The 16,879-nt window shown below is 69.7% G+C and carries 18 protein-coding genes; 9 read left to right on the top strand and 9 right to left on the bottom strand.

Annotated features, from left to right (window positions below):
• Nucleotide 1 precedes the first annotated feature (1 nt).
• The 3 genes from OIE67_RS00495 to OIE67_RS00485 are packed head-to-tail and all read right to left on the bottom strand — an operon-like array spanning nucleotide 2 to nucleotide 2,897.
• Entirely contained in the window at nucleotides 2–754 is a 753-nt protein-coding gene (locus tag OIE67_RS00495; RefSeq protein WP_326635550.1) for an SDR family NAD(P)-dependent oxidoreductase, read from the bottom strand.
• Nucleotides 751–2,055 (bottom strand): L-fuconate dehydratase, encoded by a 1,305-nt coding sequence (locus OIE67_RS00490; protein ID WP_326635549.1) that lies wholly within the window; start codon nucleotides 2,053–2,055, stop codon nucleotides 751–753. Before OIE67_RS00490 ends, OIE67_RS00495 begins: the two co-directional genes overlap by 4 nt.
• Nucleotides 2,052–2,897, bottom strand: a complete 846-nt coding sequence (locus tag OIE67_RS00485; RefSeq protein ID WP_106253589.1) for a fumarylacetoacetate hydrolase family protein — start codon at nucleotides 2,895–2,897, stop codon at nucleotides 2,052–2,054. The genes OIE67_RS00490 and OIE67_RS00485 overlap by 4 nt, the downstream gene beginning before the upstream one ends.
• A gap of 1,347 nt (nucleotides 2,898–4,244) precedes the next feature.
• Between OIE67_RS00485 and OIE67_RS00480 the strand changes: the two genes are divergently transcribed.
• Nucleotides 4,245–5,429, top strand: a complete 1,185-nt coding sequence (locus OIE67_RS00480; RefSeq protein WP_326635548.1) for a cytochrome P450 — start codon at nucleotides 4,245–4,247, stop codon at nucleotides 5,427–5,429.
• A gap of 58 nt (nucleotides 5,430–5,487) precedes the next feature.
• Here the strand turns inward: OIE67_RS00480 and OIE67_RS00475 are convergent, their stop codons facing one another.
• Entirely contained in the window at nucleotides 5,488–6,576 is a 1,089-nt protein-coding gene (locus tag OIE67_RS00475) for a DUF559 domain-containing protein (protein ID WP_326635547.1), read from the bottom strand.
• A gap of 168 nt (nucleotides 6,577–6,744) precedes the next feature.
• Between OIE67_RS00475 and OIE67_RS00470 the strand changes: the two genes are divergently transcribed.
• Nucleotides 6,745–7,245: a methyltransferase family protein gene (locus tag OIE67_RS00470; protein WP_326635545.1), complete on the top strand. Its 501-nt coding sequence runs from the start codon at nucleotides 6,745–6,747 to the stop codon at nucleotides 7,243–7,245.
• Between the two features lie 52 nt (nucleotides 7,246–7,297).
• Here OIE67_RS00470 and OIE67_RS00465 read toward each other — a convergent pair whose 3' ends face one another.
• The 3 genes from OIE67_RS00465 to OIE67_RS00455 are packed head-to-tail and all read right to left on the bottom strand — an operon-like array spanning nucleotide 7,298 to nucleotide 9,170.
• Nucleotides 7,298–7,708, bottom strand: a complete 411-nt coding sequence (locus OIE67_RS00465) for a DUF2000 domain-containing protein (RefSeq protein WP_326635543.1) — start codon at nucleotides 7,706–7,708, stop codon at nucleotides 7,298–7,300.
• A gap of 51 nt (nucleotides 7,709–7,759) precedes the next feature.
• The gene (locus OIE67_RS00460) at nucleotides 7,760–8,602 is read right to left on the bottom strand and encodes an SRPBCC family protein (RefSeq protein ID WP_326635541.1); all 843 of its coding nucleotides are present in this window, start codon (nucleotides 8,600–8,602) and stop codon (nucleotides 7,760–7,762) included.
• Nucleotides 8,595–9,170 (bottom strand): ArsR/SmtB family transcription factor, encoded by a 576-nt coding sequence (locus OIE67_RS00455; RefSeq protein ID WP_106252252.1) that lies wholly within the window; start codon nucleotides 9,168–9,170, stop codon nucleotides 8,595–8,597. The genes OIE67_RS00460 and OIE67_RS00455 overlap by 8 nt, the downstream gene beginning before the upstream one ends.
• Nucleotides 9,171–9,223: 53 nt before the next feature.
• Between OIE67_RS00455 and OIE67_RS00450 the strand changes: the two genes are divergently transcribed.
• Nucleotides 9,224–10,054 (top strand): AraC family transcriptional regulator, encoded by an 831-nt coding sequence (locus OIE67_RS00450; RefSeq protein ID WP_326635538.1) that lies wholly within the window; start codon nucleotides 9,224–9,226, stop codon nucleotides 10,052–10,054.
• A gap of 31 nt (nucleotides 10,055–10,085) precedes the next feature.
• Here OIE67_RS00450 and OIE67_RS00445 read toward each other — a convergent pair whose 3' ends face one another.
• Nucleotides 10,086–11,108, bottom strand: a complete 1,023-nt coding sequence (locus OIE67_RS00445) for a GDP-mannose 4,6-dehydratase (protein ID WP_326635536.1) — start codon at nucleotides 11,106–11,108, stop codon at nucleotides 10,086–10,088.
• 251 nt (nucleotides 11,109–11,359) lie between these two features.
• Between OIE67_RS00445 and OIE67_RS00440 the strand changes: the two genes are divergently transcribed.
• The 4 genes from OIE67_RS00440 to OIE67_RS00425 all read left to right on the top strand — a co-directional run bounded on the left by OIE67_RS00440 (nucleotide 11,360) and on the right by OIE67_RS00425 (nucleotide 15,505).
• Entirely contained in the window at nucleotides 11,360–12,607 is a 1,248-nt protein-coding gene (locus tag OIE67_RS00440) for a glycosyltransferase family 4 protein (RefSeq protein WP_326635534.1), read from the top strand.
• A gap of 3 nt (nucleotides 12,608–12,610) precedes the next feature.
• Entirely contained in the window at nucleotides 12,611–13,321 is a 711-nt protein-coding gene (locus tag OIE67_RS00435; protein ID WP_326635532.1) for a class I SAM-dependent methyltransferase, read from the top strand.
• Complete coding sequence (locus OIE67_RS00430) at nucleotides 13,318–14,379, top strand: prenyltransferase (RefSeq protein WP_326635531.1); 1,062 nt, start codon at nucleotides 13,318–13,320, stop codon at nucleotides 14,377–14,379. The genes OIE67_RS00435 and OIE67_RS00430 overlap by 4 nt, the downstream gene beginning before the upstream one ends.
• Nucleotides 14,380–14,524: 145 nt before the next feature.
• The gene (locus tag OIE67_RS00425; RefSeq protein WP_326635530.1) at nucleotides 14,525–15,505 is read left to right on the top strand and encodes a DUF1702 family protein; all 981 of its coding nucleotides are present in this window, start codon (nucleotides 14,525–14,527) and stop codon (nucleotides 15,503–15,505) included.
• A gap of 14 nt (nucleotides 15,506–15,519) precedes the next feature.
• Here the strand turns inward: OIE67_RS00425 and OIE67_RS00420 are convergent, their stop codons facing one another.
• Entirely contained in the window at nucleotides 15,520–16,149 is a 630-nt protein-coding gene (locus OIE67_RS00420) for a class I SAM-dependent methyltransferase (protein ID WP_326645161.1), read from the bottom strand.
• An 85-nt stretch (nucleotides 16,150–16,234) separates the two neighbouring features.
• On the opposite strand from OIE67_RS00420, the gene OIE67_RS00415 reads away from it, so the two are divergent.
• Both OIE67_RS00415 and OIE67_RS00410 read left to right on the top strand, forming a co-directional pair.
• Nucleotides 16,235–16,687, top strand: a complete 453-nt coding sequence (locus OIE67_RS00415; protein WP_326635529.1) for a pyridoxamine 5'-phosphate oxidase family protein — start codon at nucleotides 16,235–16,237, stop codon at nucleotides 16,685–16,687.
• Nucleotides 16,684–16,875 (top strand): ferredoxin, encoded by a 192-nt coding sequence (locus tag OIE67_RS00410; protein ID WP_106252239.1) that lies wholly within the window; start codon nucleotides 16,684–16,686, stop codon nucleotides 16,873–16,875. Before OIE67_RS00415 ends, OIE67_RS00410 begins: the two co-directional genes overlap by 4 nt.
• The last annotated feature ends 4 nt before the right edge of the window (nucleotides 16,876–16,879 follow it).

Genomic DNA, 16,879 nt, shown 5'->3' with positions numbered 1-16,879 from the left:
CCTAGTTGGCCGGCCTCAGTCGCAACCCCTGCATGCCACCGTCGACCGCGAGCGTGGTGCCGGTGGTGGCGCCGGCCTCGGGGCCGGCCAGGTAGGCGATCGCCGAGGCGACCTCCTCGGCGGTGACCAGGCGGCCCATCGGCTGCCTGGCGTTGAGCGCGGCCCGTTCCGCCTCCGGATCGCCGGCCGCGTCGAGCAGCCTGGCCACCCACGGCGTGTCGGCGGTGCCCGGGTTGACGCAGTTGACCCGGATGCCCTCTCTGATGTGGTCCGCGGCCATGGCGAGCGTCAGCGACAGCACCGCGCCCTTGGTGGCGCTGTAGAGCGCGCGCTGTGGCAGCCCGGCGGTGGCCGCGATCGAGCACGTGTTCACGATCGACGCGTGCCCCGACCTCCTCAGGTACGGCAGCGCGGCCCGCGCCACGCGGACCATGCCGAGCACGTTGACGTCGAACACCTTGTGCCACTCGCTGTCGGGGTTGTCCTCGATCGTGCCCTGGGCCCCGATGCCCGCGTTGTTGACGAGCACGTCGATCCCGCCGAGCCGTTCGGCCGCCTCGGCCACCGCGGCCCGCACGCCCGCGTCGTCGGTGACGTCGGCCTTGATCCCGATGAACGGCTCACCGGGCGGGTTGAGGTCGAGGCAGGCGACCTTCATCCCGCGCTCGGCCAGCGCGGTGGCCGCGGCCAGCCCGATCCCGGACCCGCCGCCGGTCACGACCGCTTTCAGGCCCTCACTCGTGGTACGGCTCACGCCTCGTCCCTCCAGACCTCGCCGCCGGGGAAGGTGTGGGCGGCGATCGACTCCTGATGCATCTCCGCGCTGAACCCCGGCCTGGACGGCGCCACGTAACGGCCGTCCCGGATCACCACGGGGTCCACGAAGTGCTCGTGCAGGTGGTCGACGTATTCGATGACGCGGCCGTCCATGGTGCCCGTGACCGCGACGTAGTCGAACATCGACAGGTGCTGCACCAGCTCGCACAGCCCGACCCCGCCCGCGTGCGGGCAGACCGGCACGCCGAACTTGGCCGCCAGCAGCAGGATCGCCAGGTTCTCGTTGACCCCGCCGACGCGGGCGGAGTCGATCTGCACGAAGGAGACGGCCTCGGCCTGCAGCAGTTGCTTGAAGACGATGCGGTTCTGGACGTGCTCGCCGGTCGCCACCCTGATCGGCGCGATGCCCCTGGCGATGGCGGCGTGGCCGAGCACGTCGTCGGGGCTGGTCGGCTCCTCGACCCAGTGCGGGTTGAACTCGCCCAGCGCGTTGACCCACTCGATCGCCGAGCCGACGTCCCAGCGCTGGTTGGCGTCGATCGCGATCGGGAAGTCGTCGCCGCACACCTCGCGGGCCACCCTGAACCGCCGCCGGTCGTCGTCGAGGTCGGCGCCGACCTTGAGCTTGATCTGGCCGAACCCCTGGTCGATCGCCTCCTTGCAGAGCCGCCGCAACTTCTCGTCGCCGTAGCCGAGCCAGCCGGGGGAGGTCGTGTAGGCGGGATATCCCGTCTCGGCGAGCCGTCGTATCCGCTCCGCCTTGCCCTTCTCCTGCTTCTTGAGGATCTCCAGCGCCTCGTCCCTGGTCAGCGCGTCGCTCAGGTAACGGAAATCGATGAGCTCGACGATCTCCTCAGGCGACATCTCGGACAACAACCGCCACAGCGGCTTGCCCTCCCGCTTCGCCTTGAGATCCCACAGGGCGTTGACCACGGCGGAGATCGCCATGTGCATGACGCCCTTCTCCGGCCCCAGCCAGCGCAGCTGCGAGTCGCCGACCATGTCCTTGTAGAGCGTGCCGAGGTCTTCGGCGTCCTTGCCCACCACGTACGGCTCCAGCGCGCCGATCGCCGTGGTCTGGATGTCGTTGCCGCGCCCGATCGTGAACGCGAACCCGTGCCCCTCGTAGCCGTCGTCGGTCCTGAGCACCACATAGGCGGCCGAGTAGTCGGGATCGGGATTCATCGCGTCGGAGCCGTCCAGCTCGCGGGAAGTCGGAAACCGCACGTCGTGCGTCTCCATCGCCACGATCCGGTACGAGCTCCCGCCCGCCGTCATGCCTGCCCCACCGTCTGCCGCTGCCGGCCCAATCCCTCGATCTCCAGCTCCATCACGTCACCGGCACGCAGGTACGGCTGCCCCGGCATCCCCATGGCGACGCCCGCCGGCGTACCGGTGTTGATCACGTCGCCCGGCTCCAGCACCATGAACTGGCTCAGATACCGCACGACCTCCGCCACGTCGAAGATCATGTTCTTGGTGTCGCCGTCCTGCCGCAGCTCGCCGTTCACCCACAGGCGCATGGCGAGCCGCTGCGGGTCGCTCACCTCGTCGGCCGTCACCAGCCAGGGGCCGAGCGGGTTGAACGTCTCGCACGACTTGCCCTTGTCCCACTGGCCACCGCGCTCCAGCTGGAACTCGCGCTCGGAGACGTCGTTGGAGATCGCGTAGCCGGCGATCACATCGAGCGCCTCCTCGCGGCTGCGCAGATATCGCGCCTCCCGCCCGATGACGACGGCCAGCTCCACCTCCCAGTCGCTCTTCACGCTGCCCCGGGGCACGAGCACCTCGTCGTACGGGCCCACCATGGTGTTGCTCGCCTTCATGAACACCACCGGCTCCGCCGGCACCGCCGCGCCCGACTCGGCCGCGTGGTCGCTGTAGTTGAGCCCGATGCAGACGATCTTCCCCGGCCGGGCGACGGGCGCACCGACCCGGAGCCCTTCCTCCTCGACCACGGGCAGGTCACCACGCTCAAGGGCCTCCCGAACCCGGGCCACTCCCCCAGAGACGAAGAAAGCCCCGTCGATCTCGGGCTCCCCGATCTCGCGCAGTTTCCCGTCGTCGTCCATGACCACCGGCCGCTCATGACCGACAGGTCCCACTCGCAGCAGCTTCACACCAAGTTCCTTCTCATATACATCGGATGTCTTGTCTCCTGATGCTGGTGCGGCGGGGTGGAGCATGTCAAGGCCACCAAGACGGATACCTCCGATCCGAGACCTCGGCATACACCCTTTGGAAGGACTCGTCCCCTGTGAACCCACTTAACCGCCCCGATCATTGACTTCACACCCTCGAAACCTGCCCCTCACATACATCGGACGACAGCTAAGGCGGGCGTAGGAAGCACCTGGGCCGGTAGCGACCCCCCAGAAGCCCACAACCAGCACCGAACCCACCGAAGGCAACAAGGAGCGGACACAGGGAAGGGGCACGGGCGGCCGGAAGGCGGGCACCAGGAAACCGGGCAGCAGGAAGCCGGAGCCCACAGCTGCCCCTTGAGCGTAAAACGGGGTAGCGAGAATCCGAACACAAGCAGGCGGGGGCAACAGGGACTGCAGCCTGGAGCTCGGAAGCCCCAGAATCAGGACCTCGACTACAGGCTGCGAGAAGCGGAGTCCAGAGCAGACCATCGAGAGCAGCGAACGGGAAGCGGCGAACGGACCGTCGGGACCCAGCGCCGACCACCCCAAGCCACCGGGCCACCGGGCCACCGGGCCACCGGGCCACCGGGCCACCGGGAAGAGCCGGACACAAGCAGCCGGGAGAAGCGGGAAGCTGCGAGAGTCCGGAACCCCACAACCAGGACCGCAACTCCGAACTTCGGGAAGTGGCAAGCCGGCAACAGACCGCCGGAAGCCGAGAGCAGAGGCCAGGAAGCGGAAAGCGGGAAGCGGACCACCGGCACTCGGGGCCAAGAGGCCGCGACCAAGGGTGGAGGGGCCGGGCCGCCTGGAAGCGGGAGCCGTACACGGGCAGCTGAGAGCGGACCGCCAAGAGCAACGGCTTGCAACAGCCCAGAGCCCGGAGACCCCTGGACGAGGGAGCGGGCCTCTGGGGCCCCGGCGAGCGGGGAGCGGGGAGCGGGGAGCGGGGAGCGGGGAGCGGGGAGCGGGGAGCGGGGAGCGGGGAGCGGGGAGCGGGGAGCGGGGAGCGGGGAGCGGGGAGCGGGGAGCGGGGAGCGGGGAGCGGGGAGCGGGGAGCGGGGAGCGGGGAGCGGGGAGCGGGGAGCGGGGAGCGGGGAGCGGGGAAGGGCGACATTGGAGTTGGTCGTGGGTTGGGGTCGGGGAGGTACGGCGGGGTGTGATGTGGGGTGGGTGGAGGCGACGGGGGGTGGCTTGGCGAGTGGGTTTGGCAGCGATGACCAGGAACGATCCATGACCCTCCTTGACGCCCTTGTGGTCCCGTAATAGAACACGTTTCAGTACCGCGATACCAAGCGCTTGATCAAGAGGTGAACCCGCGTGCGCATAGACCTCGTCGACAGGGACCTTTACGCGACTTCAGGACCGCCCCACGCCCAACTGGCCTGGCTTCGCGCGAACTCCCCCGTCCACTGGCACGAGGGCGAGCCGGGGTTCTGGGCCGTGACCCGCTACGACGATGTCGTACACGTGTCGCGGCACTCCGATCTCTTCTCCTCGCACCGTAAGCTCGCCCTCTTCGACGACCTGGAAGAGGACCAGATCGCGCTGCAGCGCCTCATGATGCTCAACCAGGACCCACCCGAGCACACGAGGCGGCGCGCCCTGGTCAACCGGGGCTTCACCCCGCGGACGATCGGCGCGCTCGAACAGCACATCCGCGACATCTGTGACGACCTCCTCGACAAGCTGACCGGCGAGATCGACTTCGTCACCGAAGTCGCCGCACCCCTGCCCCTCTACGTGATCTGCGAGCTCCTCGGCGCTCCCGTGGCGGACCGCGACAAGCTGTTCAACTGGTCGAACCGGATGATCGGCGCACAGGACCCCGACTACGCCGCCAACCCCGAAGAGGGGTCGGGGGCCGCCATGGAGGTCTACGCGTACGCCAACCAGCTCGCCGCGCAGCGCAGGGCGAACCCGAAGAACGACATCGTCACCAAGCTCCTCCAGCCCAACGAGAACGGCGAGACCCTCGGCGAGGACGAGTTCGACCTTTTCATCCTCCTTTTGGTGGTCGCCGGCAACGAGACCACCCGCAACGCGGCCTCCGGCGGCATGCTCGCCCTCTTCGAGCACCCCGACCAGTGGGACCGCCTCCTCGCCGATCCCACGCTGGCGAAGACCGCCGCCGACGAGATCGTCCGCTGGGTCTCCCCCGTCAACCTCTTCCGTCGCACCTCCACGGCCGACCAGGTGCTGGGCGGGCAGGAGATCAAGGAGAACGACAAGGTCGTCGTCTTCTACGGCTCCGCCAACCGCGACGCCTCCGTCTTCCCCGACGGCGAGACCTTCGACATCGGCCGCGACCCCAACCCGCACATCGGCTTCGGTGGTGGGGGCGCTCACTTCTGCCTGGGCAACCACCTGGCCAAGCTGGAGCTCCGCATCCTGTTCGAGCAGCTGGCCCGCCGCCGCCCCCGCCTGCGGCAGACGGGCGAGGCACGGCGACTGCGCTCGAACTTCATCAACGGCATCAAGGAACTTCCTGTGACCATCAGCTGACGGTGGGGAAAGTCCTCGTGACCATCAGCCGATGGTCACGGCGACAGGGCGATGCTGATCACATGCGACGGGATTGCCGCTGGTATGTGGGCTGCGTAGCCGCCATATCGGACGTCGGTGTGGCATCGGTGGTAGTGCTGGAGGCGGGCGGCGCATCGGATGAGCGCCATCGCGTGGCCCTTCCCACGGCGGTCGGCCTGCGTGGAGTTTCGGGTTGGTGGTTCTGGTTGTTCGGCGATGGCTGTGGGCTTGGTGGCCCGGTGGGTGGAGTGCCCCGGTGCGGTGGGCGGGTGGGTAAGCGGAAGCGGGAGCTGCGGCGGGCCGCGCGGATGCGGCCGAGGATACGGTTGGTGCCGTGTGGGCCCGGGCGCCAGCCGCGCTCGATCAGGGCGTCGGCCACGTGGTGCAGCAGGTCGGCGATGTGGCCGGGGATGACGTCGCGCCGGACGGCGATCACCCGCCAGCCGCGCCGTCGCAGCTCCTCCCGGCGGTCCGCGTCGCGCTGCTGGTCGGCGGCCGAGGTGTGGTGTTGCTGCCCGTCGTATTCGACCGCGACCTTGAACTCCTCCCAGCCCATGTCGAGATAGGCCAACCGGTCTTCGGCCAGCGCGACCCGGATCTGCGTGGTGGGTCTGGGGAGGCCGCCGTCGATGAGGAGGACCCTGAGCCAGCTCTCCCTCGGCGAGGCCGCTCCCCGGTCGGCGAGACTGAGCGTGTCGCGCAGGCGCCAGCTGTTGAGCGGGCGATGCCACAGGGCTGCCAGGTCGATGCCCTTGCGGGCGAACTGGTCGACGATGGCGACGGCCTCCATGCGGGGCAGCCAGCGGGCGCAGTCGAGGGCGGTGCGTTCCATGGTGGTGATCCGCACGCCCTTGTGGTCGGTGATGTCTTCGTCGGGGAGGGGCGCGAGGTAGGTGACGCAACCGGGGATCACGAGGTGGCCAGGGGCGATCAGCTCGACGGGCCAGTCGGCCTCGGGGGCGGGGAGGACCTGCAGGCCCCAGATGTGCGCCGCCGTCTGGCGGCAGGCCACGACCTGGGGTACGGCGCGGGTGATGCGGGCGGCGCGCCGGGTCAGGGACGGCGGTCCGGGGTTGGTGCTCGACGGTGGTGTCTCTTGCGGGTGTCCGGGGCTTGGCTGGTTCATGGCGTAAGGATGCGCCGGCGGAGGTGGGCGAGGAGGAGCCGAATGCGATTCTGTGGATAACGAAGACCTGTTCGAGATTAGGGGCGGATGAAGGATCCGTTGGCTGGTGGGCTGTGGTCAGTTGCGTCGCTTCGGGCCTAGATGAGAGGGGACAGGTGGTTGAGATGCGTGGGTGACACGGTCGGCGCCGCGAGCTCGGACGGTGGCGGCGCCGATCGGGGCAGTACGTTGCTGCTGGTCGTCGCCTACAACCTGGCCATCGTGCTGATCATCGTTCTGGGCCTGGCCGGAGTGGGGCGGATGCCCGTGGGCGTGCGCTGGATCGGGCTGGCGATGATGGCCGCCGGGCTCGGGTTACGGGCCTGGGGCATGAGCGTGCTCGGCCGGTTCTACACGCGTACCCTGCACGTCACCGGCGACCAGCGGGTGGTCACCGCCGGGCCGTATCGGCTGATCCGCCACCCCGGGTACGCGGGCAGCCTGCTCGTCTGGACCGGCTACTGCGTGGGCGGCGGCAACTGGATCGCTCTCGTGGTCGTCGCCGCGCTGATGTCCGCCGCTTACGGGTGGCGGATCCGGTCGGAGGAGCGGCTGCTGATCGACACCTTCGGGGAGGAGTACACGGCCTACCAGCGCCGCACCAACCGGCTCGTCCCGCTCGTGTATTGACCGACGAGTGCGGCGCCCGAGCCTCCTCACCGCCCAGGACGGACGCGGAAGGTCAGGGGTGCAGGCGGAGGCCCTTCATGACCTTGTCCACCCCGTTCCTCCCCCCGTGCACCGCCACCCCCACCAGCTCCAGCTCCTCGGCCGGAACCCCCGCCACAGCCGCCCGGTTGTCCTCGTCATGACCGGTCTTGAACATCTCCTCGATGTAGACGGCCACGTCCATCCCCCGCCCCACCGCCTTCTCGCGGACCCCGCGCAGCGCCTCCAGGTCCCCCTCGTACACCAGCACGGGCTGCCGGAACAACGCCAGGTACGTGTTCCCCGACGCGTCCTGGTAAGGCTCTCCGACGACCCCGGCGACCCCGCCGGCCAGGCCGCCGGCGAGGAAGGCGGTGACGTTGAGTCGTTGCCAGGCGGCCAGGTCCGCGCGCACCACGATGGCGATCTTGGTATCGAAACGCATGGCCACCACCCTCCAGCGCCTCCCCCGGCCGGGTCTTGAACGCTCGTGCGGCTACGCCTGGAGGATCGGCCGCCAGTCGGGCACCTCGTGGAAGCGCCGCAGCTCGGCGAGGCCCGACAGGAACCCGCCCCACGCCGCGTGCGGAGGATTCGACTGGTCGAAACCGCTCTGCACCAGCGTCAGCCGCGTCTTGCCCGCAGACCCCTCCAGCTCCCACGTGCCGACGCCGGTCTCGCCCCAGTCGACGCTGAGCTTGCGGCCGGGTTCGAGCTCCAGCACCTTCGCGGGGTCGGGGTTGTTCTCGAAGCCGCCCATCGCGTACCGGCCGCCCACGAACGGCTCGATCTCGATGGGATAGCCGAACCACTTCGTCACCGTCTCCGACGAGGTGATCGACTCGAACACCGCCTCGGGCGAGGCGTCGATGGAGACCTCGACCCGCATCTCCGGCGAGGTGAAGTCCTGCATGGGCGTGGGCTCGCGGCCCTCCAAGTGCTCGCCGAGGATGGTCAGCACCTGGCACCAGTACGTCTGCAGCACGCCCCGGATGCTCTTGCCGGTGATGACGTCCTGGAAGTCGAAGTGCGTCTGCGACACGGTCACCACTGTGCGCCGTTCGTCCGTCTCGTCCGGCGCCAGCGTGAGCTCGGTGGTGGTCTCCTCGCCGTCGAGCAGCCAGGCGAAGCGCAGCGTGCGCTCGTCGGCGTGCAGCAGCCGCTGGTGCGGCGCGTCGCCCTCCGGCGTCGTACGCCCCCAGAACGCGAACCGCTCGGGCAGCTCCACCTCCACGTGCTCGGCCAGCCAGATCCGCAGGACGCCGGGGTCGGCCAGTGCCCGGCGCACCTCCTCGACGGGCGCCGGGATGTTGGCACGCACGATCAGGGGCTCAGTCATCGTCTCGTTCTCCTTGTGCGGGCTCGGCCTGGGGGTAGCAGGCGACGGCCAGTTTGAAGGCGTCGCCCTCGGCGCCGCCGTACCGGGTGAAAAGGTCCTGCAACGTGCTCTGCAGGTCGTTCAGGAACTCCTGCCGCTGCTCCGGACGTACGCGGATCTCTCCGGACACTCCGATGGACGGCAGCTCGGGCGCGGCCCTGTCGAGGGCCGCGATGTCGGCCTGGACCTCCTCCATGAGGTCGAGCAGATAGCCGAGGCTCAGCTCGTCGCGAACCTTGCGCAGCCCGATCCGGCCGACCAGGCGCGGCGACAGCCAGTACGACCGCGCCCCGGCCTGGTAGATGCCCTCGTGGATGCCGCGCACCCTGCGCTCGGACACCTGGTCCACCAGCCCGGCCTCGACCAGCCGTTTGACGTGGTAATAGACCCGCTGCGGCGTCTGGCCGAGCCGTTCGGCGACCTCGGAGCAGGTGCGCGGCTCGGCCAGTTGCCGCAGCACCTCCACGCGCTGCGGCTTGAGCAGGGCCTCGGCCTGCTCGATCTCTTCCAGATACAGGACGTCTCTCATCGCAAAAACAATCTTTTACGTAAAAATTCTGCTTGTCAATAGAGAATGGAGGCATGACGCATGACTGGTCCCGCTACTGGCGGTCGCCCGACCTGCCGATCGAGGCCATGCACGCCCACTTCGAGCGGCACGTCTACCACCGGCACAGCCACGAGACCTACTCGTTCGGGCTGACCGAGACCGGCGCGCAGTCGTTCAGCTGCCGGGGCGCCGCGCACACGAGCGCGGCGGGCATGGTCATGGCCTTCAACCCGGACGACCCCCACGACGGCCACGCCGCGGACGCGCTCGGCTTCACCTACCGGATCGTCCACCTCGGTCCGGAATTGGTGGCCGACGCGCTGGCGGACGCGACCGGCCGCCGTACGGGCCTGCCGCTCTTCGACTCCCCCGTGGTGGACGATCCAGCGCTGGCGTACGCACTACGCGCCCTGCACGCGGCCCTGCTCGACGGCGGCACGACGGCGACGGCGCTGCGCCGCGAGGAGCTGCTGACGGCCGCGGTCGCGGGCATCGTCGGACGAGCGGCCACCAAGAAGGCCGGAGACGCCGGGAAGCGGGCCGCGTCGAAGGTGGCCAGGCGGGCCAGGCAGGTGCTGCACGATCGTCCGATGGACGACCTGACGATCGACGACCTGGCGCGTGAGTGCGGCGCCAGCCGTTACGCCGTCTACCGCGCCTTTCACGCCGAGTACGGCCTGCCGCCCAGCGACTACCAGCGCCAGCTCCGCCTCAGGAGGGCCCGCGCGCTGATCGCCGCGGGCGAACCGATCGGCGAGGTGGCGGCGGCCACGGGCTTCGCCGACCAGAGCCATCTGACGCGCTGGTTCACCCGCTGCTTCGGCCTCACCCCTGGCGCCTACCGCCGCGCCGCCCAGGAGTAGCGCAGTCCGGGAACAGCACAGGGCATGACGATCAGGGCCAGGAACCTTCGTCGTGCGGGTCGCCGCCGTCGGTGAGCAGCCGCAGATCGGCTTCGACCATCATCGCCACCAGCTCGTCGAACGGCACCCGCGGCTCCCACCCCAGCTGCGCCCGCGCCTTCTTGGGATCGGCGCACAGCAGGTCGACCTCGGCCGGCCGGTGCAGCGCCTGGTCGGTCACCACATACTGCTCCCAGTCCAGCCCGGCGGCGGTGAAGGCCGCCTCCACCAGCTCCCTGACCGACTTCATCCGCCCGGTGCCGATCACGTAGTCCTCGGGCTTGCCGGCGCGCAGCATGAGGTGCATGGCCTTGACGTAGTCGCCGGCGTACCCCCAGTCGCGCCGCGCCTCCAGGTTCCCCAGCCGCAGCTCGGTGGCGAGGCCAAGCTTGATGCGGGCCACCCCGAGCGAGACCTTCCTGGTGACGAACTCGGCTCCGCGGCGCGGCGACTCGTGGTTGAACAGGATCCCGGACACGGCGTACATCCCGTACGACTCGCGGTAGTTCTGGGTCAGGAAGTGCCCGTACGCCTTGGCCACCCCGTACGGCGAGCGCGGGTGGAAGGCGGTGCGCTCGGTCTGCGGCGTCTCGCTGACCTGACCGAACATCTCAGAGGACGAAGCCTGATAAAAGCGGATCTGTCCGGAGGCGGCCCCGCCCCGCGACACGCCCGAGCACACCCGGATCGCCTCGAGCATCCGCAGCACGCCCATCCCGGTCACCTCGGCCGTGAGCTCGGCCTGCTCCCACGACATGGGCACGAAGGAGATCGCCCCCAGGTTGTACACCTCGTCGGGCTGCACCCGCTCCACCGCCGAGATCAGCGACCCCTGGTCCAGCAGGTCGCCGCGCACCACCCGGACCTCGGTGAGCAGCTTGCGCATCCGGGACACGCGCGGGTTGGCCTGGCCTCTGACCAGCCCCCACACCTCGTACCCCTGCTCCAGCAGGTGCTCCGCCAGATAGGAACCGTCCTGGCCGGTGATGCCGGTGATCAGAGCGCGCCTGGCCAAGGGGTCCTCCAACTTTCGCCTACCCCATCCCTTTGGGACGGGAATGTACAGCTAAGCGCCTAGATAGCACATCCACCGACATAGAACACGTTCCACCGAACCACGCTCGGTTACAGCAACGTCGCAGTTCGCACGGCCTGTGGCGGCCGTTGTGAACAATTCCACCCGATCTACCGAATGGTAGCCTTCTCGGACTAAGGTCATCTTTCACGGTACACGCCCGCCTCAGGGCCTTACCGGCGGCGAAAGGGGTGTCCGTGGAGCGAAGGCTGCGGATCGCGCTTCTGTCCTACCGCAGCAAGCCCACCTGCGGCGGCCAGGGGGTCTATCTCCGCCATCTCAGCAGGGAACTGGTCGCGCTCGGCCACCACGTCGAGGTGTTCTCCGGTCAGCCCTATCCCGAGCTGGACGAGGGCGTCGTCCTGCGGGAGGTGCCCAGTCTCGACCTCTACCGCGACGAAGACCCGTTCAGAACGCCGAAGCTGCACGAATACCGCGACTGGATCGACTGGCTGGAAGTCGGCACCATGTGGACGGCCGGCTTCCCCGAGCCGCTGACCTTCACCCTGCGCGCCCACCGCGAGCTGAAGAAGCGCGTCGGCGACTTCGACGTCGTCCAGGACAACCAGACCCTCGGCTACGGCCTGCTCGGCATCCAGAAGCTGTTCCCCGTGGTCGGCACCATCCACCACCCCATCAGCGTGGACCGGCGCATCGAGCTCGAAGCCGCCAAGGGCGCGAAGAAGCTGACCATGCGCCGCTGGTACGGCTTCGTGAAGATGCAGTCCCGCGTCGCACCCCGGCTGAGCCCCATCCTGACCGTCAGCGAGTCGTCCCTGGCCGACATCCACCGCGACTTCAACGTCCCGCAGGCCAACATGCGCCTGATCCCGCTGGGCGTGGACACCCGCTACTTCCACCCGCGCCCGGACAAGCCGAAGCGCAAGGGCTCGATGGTCGCCGTGGCCAGCGCGGACTCGCCCATGAAGGGCGTCGCGACGCTGCTGCGGGCCGTGGCCAAGCTGGCCACCGAGCGCGAGGTGCACCTCACGGTCGTCAGCAGGCCCACCCCTGGCGGCCCGACGGAGCAGCTCGTGCAGGAGCTGTCGCTGCAGGAGCAGGTGCGTTTCGTGCACGGCATCTCCGACGACGAGCTCGGCGAGCTGATCGCCACCTCCGAGATCTCGGTCGTGCCCTCGTTGTACGAGGGCTTCTCGCTGCCGGCCGTCGAGCACATGGCCTGCGGCACACCCCTGGTCGCCAGCCGTACGGGCGCGCTGCCCGAGGTCGTCGGCGACGCGGCCGTGCAGGTGCCGCCCGGCGACCCCGAGGAGCTGGCCGCGGCGCTGCGCCGCCTGCTGGACTCGCCCGAGGAGCGCGAGCGGGTGGGCCAGGCGGGATACGACCGGGTCATGGAGCGCTACACCTGGCACGTCGTGGCCAAGAAGACCGTCGAGGCGTACCACGAGGCCATCGAGAACCACAAAAGGAGAGGCTGACCAGTGCTGACCGTGGACTTCGCCCGGCTGCCCGTGGGCCCCGGCGTGCGCGTGCTCGACCTCGGCTGCGGCGGCGGCCGGCACGCGTTCGAGGTGCTGCGCAGGGGCGCGGACGTGATCGCGTTCGACATGGACCAGTCGGAGCTCGACGGCGTGGCGTCCATGTTCGCGGCGATGGACAAGGCGGGCGAGGTGCCCGCGGGCGCCACCGGCGAGATCGTCCAGGGCACCGCCCTCGACATGCCGTTCGAGGACGGCTCCTTCGACCGGGTCATCGCGGCCGAGGTGCTGGAGCACATCCCCGACGACATGGCGGCCATGCGGGAGATCTTCCGTGTGCTCAAGCCGGGCGGCACCGCCGCGATCACCGTGCCGAGCTTCCTGCCCGAGCGGATCTGCTGGGCGCTGGACGAGGACTACCACACGGCCCCCGGCGGCCACGTGCGCATCTACACGCTGGCCGAACTGTCGGCCAAGCTCAAGTCGATCGGGTTCACCATCGGCCCGCACCACCACGCCCACGGCCTGCACGCCCCCTACTGGTGGATCAAGTGCGCGGTCGGGGTCAACAACGACGAGCACCCGCTCGCGAAGGCGTACCACGAGCTGCTGGTCTGGGACATCATGAAGCGCCCGGCCGCGACCAGGATCGCCGAGAGCCTGCTCAATCCGCTCATCGGCAAGAGCGTGGTCCTCTACGTCCGCAAGCCATGATCTCCCGCGAGGAGGTCGTGAAGACCGCGCTGAGCATCGCGGCGATCCAGCAGGACGACGGCGGCGTGCCGTGGCCCGAGGGCCACGTCGACGCGTGGAACCACGTCGAGTGCCTGATGGCGATGACCGTGGCGGGCCTTTCCGAGCCGGTACGCCGCGGCTACGCCTGGCTGGCCCGCCACCAGCGCCCCGACGGCTCCTGGCCGATGAAGCTGGCCGGCGGCGTGCCGACGGAGCTGGGCGGCGAGACCAACCACGCCGCCTACGTCGCCGCCGGGGTGTGGCACCACCACCTCGTCACCGGCGACCGGCGCCACACCGAGGAGAGCTGGCCGATGGTCAAGGCCGCGCTCGACTACGTGGCGGGGCTGCAGACCGAGCGCGGCGAGATCGTCTGGGAGCGGGACGCGCGGGGCAGGCCATCGACGTACGCGCTGCTCACCGGCTGCTCCTCCATCCACCAGGGGCTGCGCTGCGGCGTGCTGCTCGCCGACCACCTGGGCGATCCGCAGCCGCACTGGGAGCTGGCCGCCGACCGGCTCGCGCACGTGCTGGCCGCCCACCCCGAGGCGTTCGCCGACAAGAGCCGCTACTCCATGGACTGGTACTACCCCGTCCTCGGCGGCGCGGTCCGCGGGCGGCAGGCGGTACAGCTGCTGGACCGCGAGTGGGCCACGTTCGTGGTGCCCGGCCTCGGCATCAGGTGCGTCTCCGACCAGCCGTGGGTCACGGGGGCCGAGACGTGCGAGCTGGTGCTGGCGCTCGACGCGCTGGGCGACAGGGAACGGGCGCTGACACTGTTCCAGGACATGCAGCACCTGCGGCACGAGGACGGCTCGTACTGGACCGGCTGGCAGTTCGCCAACCGCAAGCACTTCCCGCACGAGCGCTCCGGCTACACCGCCGCCGCGACCGTCCTCGCGGCCGACGCGCTGGCCGGGTACTCGGCGGGGGCAGGGCTGTTCCGCGACATCGCCGGGACCTCCGTGTTCGATCCTGACGTGTGCGGGTGCGCCGGCGTACGCGTGCCGCCGCAGGCGGCCGAAGAGGGTCTCTGAGCGGCGCACAAGGGCTTTTGCCGGTTCTTTGCCGGGGACAACCGGTGCGCCGCCGTCGAACGGCGCATTGGGGTTACTAGCTTCGTGTCTGGCCGTACGAGGCGTCTTCGGGGGAAGCGTGGGCGACACGGGCACAACATCGTTCTTGGACCAGGTCAGGACCCATCCGGCGGCTGAGCCGCAGGTGTCGCGAGCCAGAGGATTGCGCAGGTTCCTGGCCAAGGATCCGCTGGAATCCGATCTGGGCCGGCGCAGGTTCCGGTCCAGAGGCGGGCCTTCGCGGATGGTCTTCACGAAGGCCGAGAGCTCGTACGTCTTCGGCTACAACGCGGTGATGTCACGCGAGACAGAGAAGATCGAGGAGATCCCGCACGAGCAGCGGCCCTTCGGCTACGAGGGAGCGGCCGCCGCCTGCACCGTACTCGACCTGCTCACCCTGACCCGGGGCCGGCGCCTTCACGAGCTACTGGCCGGCCCCGCCCAGCATCACCGCCACGCCGCCTACCTGGGTGCCGGCCGCGGGTACGCGCTCGTCCGGCTGCGCCCGGTGTGGGGCGCGCGCCGGGCCCATCCGCTGCTGCGCTGGCTGGCGGTGGACGGGTTCGGCTTCCAGCTCGCCCTGACCAGGACCGATCGCCTGGTGGGCGAGCGGACCATGCCCGACCTGCTCACCAGGGCCCACTGCGCGGTCTTCGACCAGGGGCTCGGGCGGCTGCTGTGGTACCACGACGGCGCCTCCCCCGACGACGCGGCCACGCGGATCGGCGGATTCCCGGCGCCGCGGCGGGCCGACCTGTGGAGCGGGGTCGGGTTCGCGGCCACGTACACGGGCGGGGCCGAGGCCGACGAGCTGTGGTGGCTGACCGAGCACGCGGGGGCCGACGGGTTCCGCGCGTACCTGGCCCAGGGGTGTGCCTTCGCGGTCGCCGCGCGGCTGCGTTCGGGAGAGCTGCCCGCCCAGGTGGCGCGGGCCGTGCCGATCCTGGCCGGGACCGACCCGGAGGAGGCGGCCGCGTGGACGGACCAGGCGCTCATCGCGCTCGGGCACGAGGCGCACACGCACGAGGACTTCCAGCGCTGGCAGTCGCAGATCCGCCGCTCATGGAACCGCCGCCACCGCTGCTGACGCCGCGCTGAAGCTCAGATGCCCGGCCCGACCCGCTCCAGCACCCGCAGCGACCCCGTCACCGACACCTCCTCGAACGCCCCGGACGCCAGCGCCCGCCGATAGACCTGGAAGGGTGCCTGCCCGCCGTCGGCCGGATCGGGATAGATGTCGTGGAAGACCAGCGCCCCGCCCGTCATGACGTGCGGGGCCCAGCCCTCGTAGTCGCGCGTCACCGGCTCCTCGGAGTGGCCGCCGTCGATGAACAGCATGGCCAGCGGCGTGCTCCAGAGCGCGGCGACCCGTTCCGACTTCCCGACGACGGCGATCACCTCGTCCTCCAGGCCGGCCGCGGCGATCGTGGTCCTGAACGTCGGCAGGGAGTCCATCTTGCCGAAGCGCGGGTCGACCAGCGTCGGGTCGTGGTGCGCCCAACCCGGCTGGATCTCCTCGGAGCCGCGGTGGTGGTCGACGGTGACGACCACGGAGCCGCACTGCCGGGCCGCCGCGCCGAGGTAGACGGCGGACTTGCCGCAGTAGGTGCCGATCTCGCAGATGGGGCCGAGCTCGCCGTACCGGCAGGCCGTCTCGAACAGGGCCAGGCCCTCGTCCTGCGGCATGAATCCCTTGGCGTGCTTGGCCGCGTGCAGCAGCTCTGACGGCATCGACATAGGCATGCACCCTAGCCGAACCGAATAACATTCCGGCGAGCTCTTGCCGCGCCGTTCTGCAACCTGTTCTACTTGGCAGGTGAATCAGCGCGCACGCATCGCCATGTCGGACGACGACGTCACCGCCTTCCTGGAGAGCTCGCGGAAGCTGCAGCTGGCCACCATCAACGCAGACGGCACCCCGCACCTCGTGACCATGTTCTACGGCCTCGCCGACGGGGACATCGCCTTCTGGACCTATGCGAAGGCGCAGAAGACCCGCAACCTGTCCCGCGACCCCCGAGTGAGCTGCCTGGTCGAGACCGGCGACGACTACGACCAGCTGCGCGGCGTCCTGGTGTACGGCACCGCCGGCCGGGTCGACGACCGCGACCGCGTCATGGACATCGGCATGACCATCGCCCGCAGGATGACGCCCGGCGTCCCGGACGATCTGCTCCGTCCGTACGTCGAGAAAACCGGGCTCAAACGGGTTGCGTACGTCGTCGAGCGCACCAAAGTGGTCTCATGGGATCACAGGAGGCTCACATGAAGGTCAAGCTGGACGAGCTGGTCTGCGAAGCCAACGCCGTGTGCACGGGGCTCGCACCGGAGGTGTTCGAGCTGGACGACGACGACCAGCTGCACATCCTGCTCCCGGAACCACCCCCCGAGTCGCAGGACCGCGTCCGCCACGCGGTCAGGTCCTGCCCGAAAGCCGCTCTGTCCCTCGAGGAATAGCCCA

The sequence above is a fragment of the Nonomuraea fuscirosea genome, from assembly GCF_035917475.1.
Classification (GTDB): Bacteria; Actinomycetota; Actinomycetes; order Streptosporangiales; family Streptosporangiaceae; genus Nonomuraea; species Nonomuraea fuscirosea.
The sequence above is the reverse complement of the archived record's forward strand: the minus strand, read 5'-3'. Positions and strand labels throughout refer to the sequence as shown.